Below are 13,589 nucleotides of genomic sequence, written 5' to 3'. Positions count from 1 at the left end.
ACTCACCATCGAAAGGAGGGGACACGCCATGACGTCACGTCGTGCCGAATCGATCGAATCCGCCGCATCGACCGCATCGCATTGCGCGCCGACCGCGCCAGTCGCGCCCGCCGCGCCGCGCGTTCGCTGGGCCGCCGCGCTGGCGGTCGCCTATCTGGCCGTGGCCGGCTGCGCCGCGCAGGCGGACAGCGCCAACCACGCCGCAACCCAACTGGCCGCGTCGTCCGCGGCGACGGTGCCGAATGCGACGGCGGCCACGCTGCTGCCGCCGCCGAGCCAGCTGTACGGCGACCTGTTCGTCGCGGTGCAGACGGCCCAGCTCTATCCGGACCAGAAGACCTTCGTCGATGCGACGCCCGACACCGATCCCGCGACGATCATGCAGTTGTATCAGCAACAGAAATCGCAGCCGGGCTTCTCGCTGAAGGCATTCGTCGACCAGCACTTCACGCCGCCGGCGCAAGGCGGCGTGACGCCGCCGCCGAACCAGACGCTGCGCGAGCACATCGACTGGCTGTGGCCGCAGCTCACGCGCACGACGCCGACGGCGCCGCCGTACAGCTCGCTGATTCCGATGCCGAAACCGTATGTGGTGCCGGGCGGCCGTTTCCGCGAAGGCTATTACTGGGACACCTATTTCACGATGCTCGGGCTGCAGGTGTCGGGCCGCGAGGATCTCGTCGACGACATGCTCGACAACTTCGCGCATCTGATCGATACGGTCGGGCACATCCCGAACGGCAACCGCACGTACTACGCGAGCCGCTCGCAGCCGCCGTTCTTCGCGTACATGGTGACGCTCGCCGCGCAGGCCGAGGGCGACAAGGTCTATCAGAAATATCTGCCGGCGCTGCGCAAGGAATATGCGTACTGGATGCAGGGCGAATCGACGACGCCGCGCGGGCAGGCCGCACGCCACGTCGTGGCGATGCCGGACGGCGCGGTGCTGAACCGCTACTGGGACGCGAGCGACACGCCGCGCGACGAGTCGTATCTGGAAGACGTGACGACGGCGAAGGCGGCGTCGGGCCGTGCCGCGAACGACGTGTACCGCGACCTGCGGGCCGGCGCGGAGAGCGGCTGGGATTACAGCTCGCGCTGGCTCGGCGACGGCAAGACGCTCGCGACGATCCGCACGACGTCGATCGTGCCGGTCGACCTGAACAGCCTGATGTTCCATCTCGAACGGACGATCGTGAAGGGCTGCACGGTCACGCACGACGTCGGCTGCGTGATCGACTTCTCGGGCCGCGCGGCGCGGCGCGCGCTCGCGATCAATCGCTGGCTGTGGAATCGCGGCGGCTACTACGGCGACTACGACTGGCAGCTGCGCAAGCCGCGCGACGGCGTGACGGCGGCCGCGCTGTATCCGCTGTTCGCGGGCGTCGCGTGGCCCGAGCGCGCGAAGGCGACGGCGCGCGAAGTGCGCAAGACGCTGCTGCAGCCCGGCGGTCTCGCGACGACAACGGAGACGACCGGCCAGCAATGGGATGCGCCGAACGGCTGGGCGCCGCTGCAGTGGATCGCGATCGAAGGGTTGCGCCGCTACGGCGAGCCGGCGCTCGCGAAGGACATCGGCACGCGCTTCCTGGCCGACGTGAAGCATGTCTACGCGACCGAGGGCAAGCTCGTCGAGAAATACGTCGTCGAAGGGGCCGGGCAGGGCGGCGGGGGCGGCGGCGAATATCCGCTGCAGGACGGCTTCGGCTGGACCAACGGCGTCACGCTGAAGCTGCTCCAAATGTATGGCGAGTGACGCGCGCACGGCCGCCGCGCGGCGGCCGTGCCGTTGCTTTCGCGCATCGCGCGCCGCGCGCCGCAGATACCGGCTGAAAGGTTTCGGCGCGCGTTTTCGCGGTCGAATCTTTCAGTGCGGCGCGCGTGGAAAATTATTTCGTCAAACCCGTGCGCGCGGGGTTGACTTCACTTTCGGCCGATCCATAGAATCCAGCATCTTCACTCTTGGGGCCGCCGCCTTGGACGCCTGCAGTAGTCGATCTTCGAACGAAATTTCCGCCTGAGCGACCGACGTCCGCGCCTCATCGAAGCCGCCGTTTGTCTCTCGGGCAAACGGTGCGCGCAGCAGTATTTCGCAGCAACTCCCTTCGTGCACCCTGATTCGCGCCGGCCGGCGTGATGCGTTCGCGCATGCGCCGTCCGGTTTCATCGCCGCCCGGCACGCGGCCGCGTTCGCGCATGCGTCGTTTTCGCATCGCGTGCGCGGCCCGCGCACCGGACGGCGGTCAACCGTGTTCGTCCGAACACCGTACAGGAGCCGCCATGAACGACAGCGACAGTTGTCCCTTATGCCCGTTGCAAGCACAGACCCTTTTGAACCGGGGTCGCAGGGACACGCCGGCCCGCTAGCCTGACTGCTCGTTCAGGCCCCGGACTGGCGCCCGCACCCCACGACGCGGCCGGCATGCATGCCGACGCCGCACGGAGCCAGACCATGAACTTCGGCCTTCTGCTGTCGACCTTTCCGCGCGTCGAAGAATCGCGCCCCCACTACGACGCGATGCTCGCGCTCGATGCGCGCCCGCGTCCGTTTGCGCGCCTGCTGAACCGCCTGGCGTCGCTGATCCGCTGACCGACCGCGCCGAGCATGCCTCGGCATGCGCACGGACGGCCGCCGCGAAGCCGCCGTCCGCGCGCATGCCAAGGTCACACGCTCACCGGATAACCCTTAGCCGTACGGAAGTCATCATGTCCACACCCTCCAACGTTTCTTCGCCGATTGCCGCCGAGCGCAGCGCGGTGCTCGACGAAGCCCATCTCGGCGACATTCGCGGCGCGCTCGGCACGATCGCGCATCACGACACGGGCGCGCGCGGCACGTGGTGGGCGCGTCTGCGCACGCTGCTCGCGATCATCGGGCCCGGGCTGATCGTGATGGTCGGCGACAACGACGCCGGCGCGTTCGGCACCTATACGCAGGCCGGGCAGAACTACGGCACGACGCTGTTGTGGACGCTGCTGCTGCTCGTCCCCGTGCTCTACGTGAACCAGGAGATGGTGCTGCGGCTCGGCGCCGTGACGGGCGTCGGCCACGCGCGGCTGATCTTCGAGCGCTTCGGCAAGTTCTGGGGCGCATTCAGCGTGATCGACCTGTTCCTGCTGAACGCGCTGACGATCGTCACCGAGTTCATCGGCATCACGTTCGTGCTCGCGTTCTTCGGGCTGCCGAAGGTGGCCGGCGTTTGCGTGGCCGCCGCGCTGACGATGGCCGCGGTGAGTACCGGCGACTTCCGGCGCTTCGAGCGTTTCGCGGTCGGCCTCTGCGTGCTGAGCCTGCTGCTCGTGCCGGTGCTCGTGTCGATCCATCCGCCGGTGTCGCAGATGACGCGCGATTTCTTCGTGCCGAACTGGCCCGCGCACGCGAAGCTGTCCGACGTGATGCTGCTCGTGATCGGCATCGTCGGCACGACGGTCGCGCCGTGGCAGCTGTTCTTCCAGCAGAGCTACGTGATCGACAAGCGGATCACGCCGCGCTTCATGAAGTACGAGAAGGTCGATCTGTGGATCGGCATTGCGTTCGTGCTGATCGGCGCGGTCGCGATGATCGGCTTCAGCGCCGCGCTGTTCCACGGCCATCCGGAAGCGGGCGGCTTCACCGACGCGGGCGGCGTGATCGCCGGCCTCGAAAAATATGCGGGGCGCACGAGCGCCACGCTGTTCGCGATCGCGCTGCTCGACGCCTGCATCATCGGCGCGGCGGCCGTGTCGCTGTCGACGGCCTACGCGATCGGCGACGTCTTCAAGATCCGTCACTCGCTGCATCGCGGCGTGTCGGACGCGAAGGGCTTCTATCTCGTGTACTTCGCGATCGTCGCGGCGGCCGCCACGCTCGTGCTGATTCCCGGCAGCCCGCTCGGGCTGCTGACCGAAGCGGTGCAGACGCTCGCGGGCGTGCTGCTGCCGAGCGCGACCGTGTTTCTGCTCGTGCTCTGCAACGACCGTCAGGTGCTCGGCCCGTGGGTCAACTCGACGAAGCTGAACGTGTTCACCGGCGCGGTCGTCTGGGTGCTGGTGCTGCTGTCGATCATCCTGACCGCGTCGGTGATGTATCCCGACATCAGCGGCGAAGCGATCGTTGACGTGCTGGTGGGCGGCACCGTGCTCGCGATCGCGGGCTATCTCGCGACGGTGCTGTTCCGCCGCAATCGTCGCGTCGTCGAGCCCGGCATCGACCGTGCGGCGCGCGCGACCTGGCGCATGCCGCCGCTCGACACGCTCGAGCCGCAGCACATGACGCTCGCGACGCGAATCTGGATGGGCGTGCTGCGCGGCTATCTGGTGGTTGCGGTGGGGCTCGTGATCGTCAAGGTCGTGCAGATGACGCTGCTCAAGTAGCGCGTGCCGACGCAGCGCCGCGCGCCGCGCCCGCTGCGCATTGCCGGCCCGCGCGGCCGGCATCGTCGTTGCGCTGCGCGCACGCACGCACGCACAACACACGCGTATCAGATCAGCTCGAGCTTCGACGTCAGGTACGTGAGTTGAATCCGGTTCGCGACGCCGAAGCGCTTGCGCAGCTTTCTCAGGTGGTAGTCGACGTTGTGCGCGCTGGTGTCGAGCCGCCGGCCGATTTCCTTGTCCGATGCGCCTTCCGCGATGCCGATCAGCAGTTCCTGCTCGAACGGCGTGAGCCCGTTGACGGCGCGCTCGCGCGACGTGGCGATCAGTTGCGGCGACGCGAACTTGTGCACCGACAGCCCGATCGACAGCGCCTGCTCGACGGTGGCCGGCGTGATCCACTCGCGCGTGCGGCGCGGCGCGGTGAAGCTCATGAACGCATGCAGCCGCGTGCCGGGCACCGCCATCGAATACATGATGCCGCTGCACATTCCGTCGTCCTGCATCGTCTGCAGGAAGCCGTCGAGCGCGGCCGGTGCGTCGGACGCATCGTCGTCGCGCGGCTGATGATCGCGGCGCAGCTGCTGCAGGTCCCATACGATCGGCATGTTGCAGACGCGCGCGCCGAGCGTGCGCGGATCGACGTCGTGATGGTTGTGCCGCACGTAATCGCCGCGATACGTCGACGGCGTGAACGCTTCATGCAGATACAGACTCTCGACGCGCTCGTGCGCAAACTCGAGCGCGAAATAGGCAAACGTCGAGAAGCCGGTCAGATGCAGCAGGCTCGTGACGATCCGGTTGCGCTCGGCCGTGCTTTGCGCGTGGGCGAGCGTGTCGGCGACGCCGAGCTTCGGCGCGTTCGGCTGCGCGACGTCGCCGCGTCGCACATCGTCGCACCACACGACCTGCACCGGGCGCTCGCGCCGGGCGGACGCGCGTGCGTGCGGCCGGCCGGCAAGGGTTGAGGCGACTGCTTCTTCATGCAACGCAATATCGGACATGAGCCATCCCTCGGAATCGACGCGCAGCGCGCAGGACGGCCGTGTCGTGCACGGCGGGCGGCGGTGCGATCGAAGCATCGTATTGATAGGCGAATCGTGATCCTGACGAAACGCGGGGGCATTGTACAAAAATGCCGGTGTGCGCGTAATATGCCGTAATACTAATTTCGGCGAAAGGTTTCGGTGTGCCGATTCGATAAACGCACGCCCGTTCCCAAGACCGAAAAAATCACGATAAAAAGACCATGACGTGACGGGGCTTGATTCACATATTGGGAAAGGGTGGGCTCCTCATGACACATGCTGACGGCGCGCCACGCGTCGAATGGTTCACGCACGCCGATATTGCGGCAGCCGCCGCTTATTCGAATGCGATTCCCGCGATCGAACGCGACGTTTTTACCGGCATTCAATCCGGATCCGGTAAAAGCGACCTGAGCGCAATCGATTTTTCGCCATACCATGCCCGCCTGCGGCAAATCGGTTTCAGCACGCTCGGTTATGGCGCGTATGAAATGATCGGCCGGCGCATTCTCTGCGCGCATCTGCTGCGCGATCTCGCGCCGCCGTCGTTCATGCAGCCGTATATCGAAGGCGCGCTGTACGAAAGCGATCCGCGTTTCGCGCAGGTGCGGCAAAGCGGTTTTCCGGTCGCATGGCGGCTCGACGAGATCGAGGCGGCCGCGCAGCGCGGCGGCGATCGCAAGGTGCTCGCGCTTGCCGGTCACTTGCGTGCGCACGCAATGAACAGCGGCGTGATCTTCAGCCTGTCGGCGCCGCGGCTCGACCTGCGCGTCGCCGTGAACCTGACGTCCGAGACGCACGGCACCGACTGGATCGACGATCGCGTGATCGGCGGCGCGCTGGCGGTGAGTCTCGCCGTGCACCGCGTCGCGCTGCCGTTTCTCGAAGCGCGCGTCGCGCGCATGCGCGGCTTCGCGCTCGGCGACGAGCAGCAGCAGGTGCTCGAGCGCCTCGTGCACGGGCTGTCCGACCAGGAGATCGCGAGCGCGCTGCGCACGTCGCTGCACAAGGTCGGCCATCACATCCGCTCGCTCGAAAAACTGTTCAACGTGCAGAATCGCGCGCAGCTCGCCTACCTCGCGGCGCGCCGGCTGTCTTCGTGAGCCGGCGCTGACGCGCCGCGCCGCGCGCACCGGGCCGACGCGGCCCGCCGCGCCGCGCGGCGCGATGGAAGCGGTTCCGCGGCGCCGTCCGACTTCGCGCCGCGGCGTTTCGTAGTCGTACCTTCAGACGATTCGGCCTGCCGCCCGCGCGCTACGAGGTGCGCCCGTTTTTCCCCCTTTTCCCGTCGCTACACTCGTCGCATTCGATGCACCGCGCAGGCGGGGGCTGCGATTGCCCGCGCCTGCCGCCCATAACGACAGGACGACGGCACGATGGCAGAACCGAAGGCGCTTCCCCGCGACTGGCAGCGGATGTTTTCCGTCGGCCGCGGCGTGTCCGGACATCGCCGGATCGGCGCGTCGCCGCGCGCCGATCTGTTTCTTGCCGCCTTCATCGTCGCCGTCGTCGCGCTGTTCATCCTGCCGCTGCCGCAGGCCGCGCTCGACGGGATGATCTCGCTGAATCTGGCCGCAAGCGTCGTACTGCTGACGGTGTCGACCTACGTACCGTCGGCGGTCAGCTTCTCGTCGTTTCCCGCGCTGCTGCTGTTTACGACGCTGTTCCGGCTCGCGCTGAACATCGCGTCGTGCAAGCTGATCCTGCTGCACGCGAACGCCGGTCACGTGATCGACGCGTTCGGGCGGCTCGTGGTCGGCAACAACGTCGTCGTCGGCGGTGTCGTGTTTCTCGTGATCGCCGTCGTGCAGTTCATCGTGATCGCGAAAGGCTCGGAGCGCGTGGCCGAGGTCGGCGCGCGCTTTTCGCTCGACGCGATGCCGGGCAAGCAGATGAGCATCGACGCGGATCTGCGCGCCGGCATCATCAGCGCGGACGAAGCGCGCGAGCGTCGCGAGAAGCTCGAGCAGGAATCGCAGATGCACGGCGCGATGGACGGCGCAATGAAGTTCGTGAAGGGCGACGCGATCGCCGGCCTCGTGATCGCGTTCATCAACATCGTCGCGGGCATCGCGGTCGGCACGCTGATGCACGGCATGGACATCGGCACGGCGCTGCAGCGCTACGCGATCCTGACGGTCGGCGACGGCATGGCGTCGCAGATTCCGTCGCTGCTCGTGTCGATCGCGGCCGGCATCGTGACGACGCGCGTCGCGACGCGCGATGCGCGGCAGCGCCAGCTCGGCGAGCAACTGGGCGAACAGCTCGGCGCGCATCCGCGTGCGCTGCTGATCGCGGCGCTCGTGCTGGCCGGCTTCCTCGTCGTGCCCGGTTTTCCGAAATGGTCGTTCGCGCTGATCGCCGTGGCGCTCGGCGCGTTCGCGCTGACGCAGCTCAAGCGCAAGACGACCGCACCGAGCTTCAACCTGATCCACGTGGCCGGTCGCGTCGGCGCGGCCGACGACGGGCAGCCGGCGAAGGTATCGCATGCGGCGGGCGTCACGTCGCTGATCGCGGTATCGCTGGCCGACGATCTGCGCAGCGCGCTGAACCTCGCGCAGCTGCAGGCCGCCCTGTCGAACGCGAAGGCGCGCGTCGACGCGGACATCGGCACGGTGTTCCCGCGCATCACGCTGAACGACGACGAGCGCGCGCCGGCCGGGACGTACCGCATCTATCTGCAGGACGTGCTCGCCGCGCACGGTGCGCTGAAGCCGGGCTGGCTGCTGTGGGACGGCGTCGCGCCGCTGCCCGAGCGCGCCGAGCGTCAGCCGGCCGAAGCGTTCGGCCCGTTCGCGACGGCCCTGTGGGTCAAGCCGGACGGCGCGCCGCCGGACGGCAAGTGGCTGACGAGCGAGGCGGCGCTCGCCGCGCACGTCGAGCAGATCGTGCGCGAGCACGCGGACGAACTGCTCGGCATCCAGGAGACGCAGGCGCTCGTGCATCTGGTGCGGCGCGATCACCCGGAGCTCGTCGGCGAGCTGACGCGGCTCGTGCCGCTGCAGCGCGTGACCGAGGTGCTGCGCCGGCTGCTCGCCGAGCAGGTGCCGATCCGCAATCTGCGCGTGATCTTCGAAAGCCTGATCACGTGGGCGCCGAACGAGCCCGACGACGTGATCGCGCTCGTCGAGCTCGTGCGCGTCGACCTGCGCCGGATGATCACCGACCGCCACGCGGGCGCCGCGCGCCAGCTGCGCGTCGTGCTGTTCGAGCAGAACCTGCAGGAGCGCATCGAGAACGCGGTGATGCGCACCAAGCAGGGCAACTTCCTCGCGCTGTCGAGCGCCGTGAAGCAGGACATCGGCGAACAGGTGCGCGCCATCGTGCAATCGGCGCACGCGAGCGGCGCGCACGGCGCCGCGCGGCTCGCCGTGATGGTCGCGCTCGGCGCGCGCCGCTACGTGAAGACGATCCTGCAGCCGATGCTGCCCGATCTTCCGGTGCTGTCGTATCAGGAGATCGAGGAGGACGTGCAGCTGCATACGGTCGGCTGGGTGAAGAACCCGCCGGACGACGGCACGGTCGGCGCCGGCGCCGACGTGCGTACACCGGGCGTCGCGCAATGACGAGCTCGACGATCCTCGACCTCACGCGGCAGGCGCTGATGCTCGTGCTGCTGCTGTCGCTGCCGATCGTGCTGATCGCGACGGTCACGGGCCTCGTCGTCGCGATCCTGCAGGCGGTCACGCAGGTGCAGGACGCCAACATCGGGATCGCGGTGCGGCTGATCGCGGTGATGGTCGCGCTGGTGCTGCTGTCCGGCTGGCTCGGCAGCGAGGTGCTGCGCTTTGCGCAGCAGGCGCTCGAACGGATGTTCGTTTCTTCCACAGGAGTGTTTTGATGCGTCGACGCGTCGTCCCGATCCGGTTTCAGCCGCGCAGCCTGCCGCGCGCGGCGCTCGCGATGTGCGCGAGCGCGCTGCTTGCGGCGTCGCTCTGCATGACGATCGCGCAGCCTGCGCGCGCGGCCGACCTGCGCTGGCGCAACAAGCCGTTCACGATCGTCGCGAACGGCAAGAAGATCGGCGACTTCATTCGCGAGCTCGCGTCGTCGCAGGGCGTGACGGCCGTCGTCGATCCGAAGGTCGACGGCGTGATCAGCGGCCGCTTCTCGGGCACGCCGCAGCAGACGCTCGACACGATCTGCTCGACGTACGGACTCACGTGGTACTACGACGGCTCGTTCCTCTACGTCGATCCGGCCGACCAGTCGCAGACGCAGATGATCCCGATTCCGCCGAACGCGGGCGGCGAGATCGGCCGCGCGCTGCAGGCGATGCAGATTCCCGACAAGCGCTACACGCTCGTCATCAACGATCGCGCGAACAGCGTGTACGTGGCGGGCCCGCGCCGCTACGTCGAGCTCGTGCGGCAGGCGATCGGCAGCGTCGGCGATCCGTCGGCGAACGGCCAGCACGCGGACATCCGCGCGTTCCGGCTCAAGTACGCGTGGGCGTCCGACTTCACGGTCAATCGCTCGGGCAAGGAAGTGACGGTGCCGGGCGTCGCGACGATCCTGCGGCGCCTGTTCGGCAAGGGCGGCGGCACGGGCCCGATGCCGACGAGCGCGCCGCTCGGCCAGGCCGCGCGTCAGGTGAAGCTCGGCTCGGGGCTGACGATCGCGGTGCCGCGCCTCGAATTCCCCGATCTGTCGGGCGGCCCGCGCAGCGGCGGCTACGGCGGCGAATCGGCCGCGGGCAGCACGTTCTCGCCGTTCGCGAGCGGCGGCGACACGCTGCCGCAGATCGAGGCCGATCCGGCGATCAACGCGGTGATCGTGCGCGATCTGCCGGAAAACATGTACCGGTACCAGTCGCTGATCGCGCAGCTCGACGAGCGGCCGCGGATCGTCGAGATCAACGTGACGATCATCGACATCAACGAGGATTCGCTCGACAGCCTCGGGATCGACTGGCGGCTGCACACGACGCACGGCGACGTGCAGATCGGCAACGGCGCGAACCCGCTGAACGGCAACACGCAGTACAACGGCGCCGGCAATCCGCCGCTGACGTTCGGGATCGGCGCGAGCGAGTCCGGGCAGACGGGCACCTTCATGCCGACCGGCATCGCGCTCACCGCATCGATCGGCGGATCGCTGCGCAACTACCTGCTCACGCGCGTGAATGCGCTCGCGCAGAAGGGGCAGGCGCAGCTGCATTCGAAGCCGAAGGTGCTCGCGCTCGACAACACCGAGGCGATTCTCGAGAACCTCACGCAGTTCTACGTGCAGGTGCAGGGCTATCAGGATTCGTCGCTGTACAGCGTGACGACCGGCACGAGCATCAAGGTGACGCCGATGATCGTCGACGATGCGATCCGCAATGCGGCCGCCGTGTCGGGCCGTCCGGAAAGCGTGATGATGTCGATCGACATCCAGGACGGCAACATCGTGCCGGGGCAGGCGGTGTCGAACGTGCCGGTGATCCAGCAGCGCAACATCGTCACGAAGACGATGATCGACGAAGGCAAGAGCCTGCTGATCGCGGGCTTCAACGACGACGAGGTGCGCCTGAACAAGAGCGGCGTGCCCTGGCTGTCCGACATTCCGCTGATCGGCAACCTGTTCAAGTACACCGACAAGTCCGGCAACCACATGGAGCGCTTCTATCTGCTGACGCCGCGTGTGGTGTCGAGCGCGTCGATGTACGCGCCGGACGGCTCGCCGGTGAACCCGGGCGTCGATGCGCCGGCCGACCCGAACGGCGTGTCGATGTACCGGCCGCCCGACAACGACATCGCGGTGCCGCTGACGCCGCGCCCGCTGCCCGGCACGAAGTTCGGGCCGCCCGCGCTGCCGCCGCCCGCGCAGGATGCGGCGTCGCAGCCGATGGCGACGACCGCAGGAGCGTCCGCCCATGTCGACGAGCATCATTGAACCGCACGGCGACGGCGCATTGCCCGGCGGGGCGGGCAGCGGCGCGGCCGCGCTCGCGTCGCCGTGGAATCTCTGCTTTCTGAGCGGCCCGATGTACGGCCGCACGATGTCGCTCGCGCGCGGTGCGAACTGGGTCGGCACCGCGGCCGACTGCGAAGTGATCCTGCCCGATCGCGAGATCGGCGCGAAGCAGGTGTGCCTGCAGGTCGGCGCGCTCGCGGTCACCGTGCAGAACCACGGCGGCGACACGGGCGCGCCGGTGCTGCTCAACGACGAACCGCTCGGCGCCGGCCGCCGGTCGCTGACGCCGCAGGACGTCGTGACGGTCGGCTCGATCCGCTTCGGCATCGCGCGGCACGCGCAGGCGAGCGTCGCGGTGCCCGACGACACGGGTGCGCCCGAGATCGCGCCCGCCGCACCGTGGCTCGGCTGGCTGACGGGCGGACTGCGGCGGCTCGGTAGCCGCCGGCTCGTCATCGCGCTGGTCGCGCTCTGGGTCGGCGTGCTGCTCGGCGCGCTCGGCTACGGTTTCGTCGCCTGGTCGGGGCGGCTGCCGTGGCAGCACGAGTCGGTGCTCGCGCGCACGCACCGCTTGCAGCGGCTGCTGCACGCGTATCCGGAACTCGCGGTCGCACCGCGCGACGACGGCGTGATCGTATCGGGCTACGTCGCCGATGCGGCCGCGCGCGAACGCGTCGCGCAGATCGTGTCGGGCGTCGACAACGCGGCGCTCGGCACCGTCTACGTGGTCAGCGATCTCGTCGCGACCGCGCAGACCTATTTCAGCGACACGGCGCTCACCGTCGCGTATCTCGGGCGCGGCCGCATCGAGCTGACCGGCACGGCGCCGCGCGCGCAGCTCGAGCCGCGCATCCGCAACTACATGAAGGACGCGCGGCCGGCGCTCGAAGTCGTCGACCACGTGCGTGACGCGCAAGCCGACGCGCCGCGCACGACGACGACGCTCGGCGGCTCGGCCGGCATTCCGGAGATCACGACGGTGTTCGCCGGCGACGGCGACCAGCGCTATATCGAGACCGTCGACGGCAGCCGCTATTTCGAGGGCGCGCGGCTGAAGGAAGGGCCGACGGTCGTGTCGATCGGGCCGGACGAAGTCGTGTTCGAGCGCAACGGCCAGCGCATCACGATGCCGCTCGGCGGCACGTCGGCCGGTGCGCCGGCCCGCGTGCCGGCGCCGCCCGTGCCGCCGCTTGCAAGCGGCGCGGCGGCCGGCATCGCGCAGCCGATGCCGGGACCGACGCTGCTGCCCGACGCGCGGCCGGCGTCGGCCGTTTCGAACGACGCGGCGCATTAGCGTCGCGGCAGATCATGCGCGCCGTGCGGCGAGCGCGGCGCGGGCATGACGCGGCACGCCGCAGCGGTGCGGCAGGCCGTGTGGGCCGGGGCGGCATGGGGCCGCCGCCGGACGAAGGTGAACTTCACGTAAAGGAGCGAAGCATGGGTGCCTCGGCAGCAGGTGGTGTGACGAACACGAACGACGTCCAGAAGCAGGCGGACGATCTGACCAAGACGCAGCTCGAACTGACGAAGATCAACTTCCAGGTGCAGCAATCGACGGCGACGTTCGAAACCAGCAACGCGGTGACCGCGCAGGAGGGGACGGCGAACGCGCAGGTCGCGCAACACCTGAGTTCGGCCGGCCGCGCATGATGCGGACCGCCGGCCGCAGCGCACGCCGTCGCGCATCCGGGCCGCCCGCGTGCGGCGCGCGGCGCGGCACGCGCGCGTGGCGGCCGGCCCGCGTCGCGCAGGCCGATCGGCAACTTGCGAGCGAAGGAGGGCAGCGATCATGTCAGTGACAGGCGTAGGCGCGGCACCGCCCGGTGCGGCCGCGCTGGCCGGCGCCGCGCAGCAGTCGGGCGCGGCGGCCGATCCGGCGCAGGTGCGCGAATTCGATGCGCTGATGCAGCCGCGCGCGGCGTCGGCGGATACAGCGCCGCCGGCTGCGGCGATGTCGCCGGCGACGCACGACGCCGTGCCCGCGGTGCAGATGACGCCCGCGCAGGCGAATGCGTCGTCGCTCGTCGAGCGGCTGCGTGCGTACGGCAACGATCTCGATGCGCGCTACGCGAACATCGACAAGCATCGCACCGAGATGCTGACGTCGATGGCCGACAACCGCAGCGATCCGCTGATGACGATGGTGCAGGCGATGGACTTCCAGTGGACGGCGACCACGACGATTTCCGAATACCAGTTGAGCCTGTCGGTCGCGCAGGCGGCGAACGGCTTCACGCACACGGTGCTGAAGACGCAGGAGTGACGAACGCGCGCGTGCGGGCCGGCACGGGCCGCGCGCGCGACGAAGCG

General features: G+C 68.8%; 11 protein-coding genes. 10 read left to right on the top strand and 1 reads right to left on the bottom strand.

Annotated features, from left to right (window positions below):
- The first annotated feature begins 28 nt into the window (after positions 1-28).
- The 3 genes from treA to ACSHSS_RS08140 all read left to right on the top strand — a co-directional run bounded on the left by treA (position 29) and on the right by ACSHSS_RS08140 (position 4,353).
- Complete coding sequence (treA, locus tag ACSHSS_RS08150; protein WP_445544825.1) at positions 29-1,756, top strand: alpha,alpha-trehalase TreA; 1,728 nt, start codon at positions 29-31, stop codon at positions 1,754-1,756.
- Positions 1,757-2,452: 696 nt separating this feature from the next.
- On the top strand, positions 2,453-2,590 hold the full coding sequence (locus ACSHSS_RS08145) for a hypothetical protein (protein WP_172964962.1): 138 nt from the start codon (positions 2,453-2,455) through the stop codon (positions 2,588-2,590).
- A 116-nt stretch (positions 2,591-2,706) separates the two neighbouring features.
- The gene (locus ACSHSS_RS08140) at positions 2,707-4,353 is read left to right on the top strand and encodes an NRAMP family divalent metal transporter (RefSeq protein WP_006417336.1); all 1,647 of its coding nucleotides are present in this window, start codon (positions 2,707-2,709) and stop codon (positions 4,351-4,353) included.
- Between the two features lie 107 nt (positions 4,354-4,460).
- Here ACSHSS_RS08140 and ACSHSS_RS08135 read toward each other — a convergent pair whose 3' ends face one another.
- Positions 4,461-5,357, bottom strand: a complete 897-nt coding sequence (locus ACSHSS_RS08135) for a helix-turn-helix transcriptional regulator (protein ID WP_035955349.1) — start codon at positions 5,355-5,357, stop codon at positions 4,461-4,463.
- A 293-nt stretch (positions 5,358-5,650) separates the two neighbouring features.
- Here ACSHSS_RS08135 and ACSHSS_RS08130 point away from each other — a divergent pair, with 293 nt between their 5' ends.
- The 7 genes from ACSHSS_RS08130 (at position 5,651) to ACSHSS_RS08100 (ending at position 13,542) form a co-directional block, all read left to right on the top strand.
- Positions 5,651-6,484, top strand: coding sequence for a helix-turn-helix transcriptional regulator (locus ACSHSS_RS08130; RefSeq protein ID WP_006417333.1), 834 nt, complete (start codon positions 5,651-5,653; stop codon positions 6,482-6,484).
- Positions 6,485-6,757: 273 nt separating this feature from the next.
- Positions 6,758-8,947: a type III secretion system export apparatus subunit SctV gene (sctV, locus tag ACSHSS_RS08125; RefSeq protein ID WP_012216595.1), complete on the top strand. Its 2,190-nt coding sequence runs from the start codon at positions 6,758-6,760 to the stop codon at positions 8,945-8,947.
- On the top strand, positions 8,944-9,222 hold the full coding sequence (gene sctS, locus ACSHSS_RS08120) for a type III secretion system export apparatus subunit SctS (RefSeq protein WP_006396581.1): 279 nt from the start codon (positions 8,944-8,946) through the stop codon (positions 9,220-9,222). Before sctV ends, sctS begins: the two co-directional genes overlap by 4 nt.
- Positions 9,222-11,258, top strand: a complete 2,037-nt coding sequence (sctC, locus tag ACSHSS_RS08115) for a type III secretion system outer membrane ring subunit SctC (protein ID WP_445544824.1) — start codon at positions 9,222-9,224, stop codon at positions 11,256-11,258. The genes sctS and sctC overlap by 1 nt, the downstream gene beginning before the upstream one ends.
- Complete coding sequence (gene sctD, locus ACSHSS_RS08110) at positions 11,239-12,573, top strand: type III secretion system inner membrane ring subunit SctD (RefSeq protein ID WP_445544823.1); 1,335 nt, start codon at positions 11,239-11,241, stop codon at positions 12,571-12,573. The genes sctC and sctD overlap by 20 nt, the downstream gene beginning before the upstream one ends.
- A 143-nt stretch (positions 12,574-12,716) precedes the next feature.
- The gene (locus ACSHSS_RS08105; RefSeq protein ID WP_035955345.1) at positions 12,717-12,929 is read left to right on the top strand and encodes a hypothetical protein; all 213 of its coding nucleotides are present in this window, start codon (positions 12,717-12,719) and stop codon (positions 12,927-12,929) included.
- A gap of 139 nt (positions 12,930-13,068) precedes the next feature.
- The gene (locus ACSHSS_RS08100) at positions 13,069-13,542 is read left to right on the top strand and encodes a hypothetical protein (RefSeq protein WP_012216598.1); all 474 of its coding nucleotides are present in this window, start codon (positions 13,069-13,071) and stop codon (positions 13,540-13,542) included.
- Positions 13,543-13,589: the final 47 nt, after the last annotated feature.

The sequence above is a fragment of the Burkholderia sp. BC1 genome (assembly GCF_052683555.1).
Note: the sequence above shows the minus strand (reverse complement) of the source record. Positions and strands in the feature narration are given on the sequence as shown.

What these genes read in the sequence shown, in the direction of transcription:
- sctC (WP_445544824.1), top strand. Translation starts at nt 9,222, where the DNA reads ATGCGTCGACGCGTCGTCCCGATCCGGTTTCAGCCGCGCAGCCTGCCG.
- ACSHSS_RS08105 (WP_035955345.1), top strand. Translation starts at nt 12,717, where the DNA reads ATGGGTGCCTCGGCAGCAGGTGGTGTGACGAACACGAACGACGTCCAG.
- sctS (WP_006396581.1), top strand. Translation starts at nt 8,944, where the DNA reads ATGACGAGCTCGACGATCCTCGACCTCACGCGGCAGGCGCTGATGCTC.
- ACSHSS_RS08100 (WP_012216598.1), top strand. Translation starts at nt 13,069, where the DNA reads ATGTCAGTGACAGGCGTAGGCGCGGCACCGCCCGGTGCGGCCGCGCTG.
- ACSHSS_RS08130 (WP_006417333.1), top strand. Translation starts at nt 5,651, where the DNA reads ATGACACATGCTGACGGCGCGCCACGCGTCGAATGGTTCACGCACGCC.
- ACSHSS_RS08140 (WP_006417336.1), top strand. Translation starts at nt 2,707, where the DNA reads ATGTCCACACCCTCCAACGTTTCTTCGCCGATTGCCGCCGAGCGCAGC.
- sctV (WP_012216595.1), top strand. Translation starts at nt 6,758, where the DNA reads ATGGCAGAACCGAAGGCGCTTCCCCGCGACTGGCAGCGGATGTTTTCC.
- sctD (WP_445544823.1), top strand. Translation starts at nt 11,239, where the DNA reads ATGTCGACGAGCATCATTGAACCGCACGGCGACGGCGCATTGCCCGGC.
- ACSHSS_RS08145 (WP_172964962.1), top strand. Translation starts at nt 2,453, where the DNA reads ATGAACTTCGGCCTTCTGCTGTCGACCTTTCCGCGCGTCGAAGAATCG.
- treA (WP_445544825.1), top strand. Translation starts at nt 29, where the DNA reads ATGACGTCACGTCGTGCCGAATCGATCGAATCCGCCGCATCGACCGCA.
- ACSHSS_RS08135 (WP_035955349.1), bottom strand. Translation starts at nt 5,357, where the DNA reads ATGTCCGATATTGCGTTGCATGAAGAAGCAGTCGCCTCAACCCTTGCC.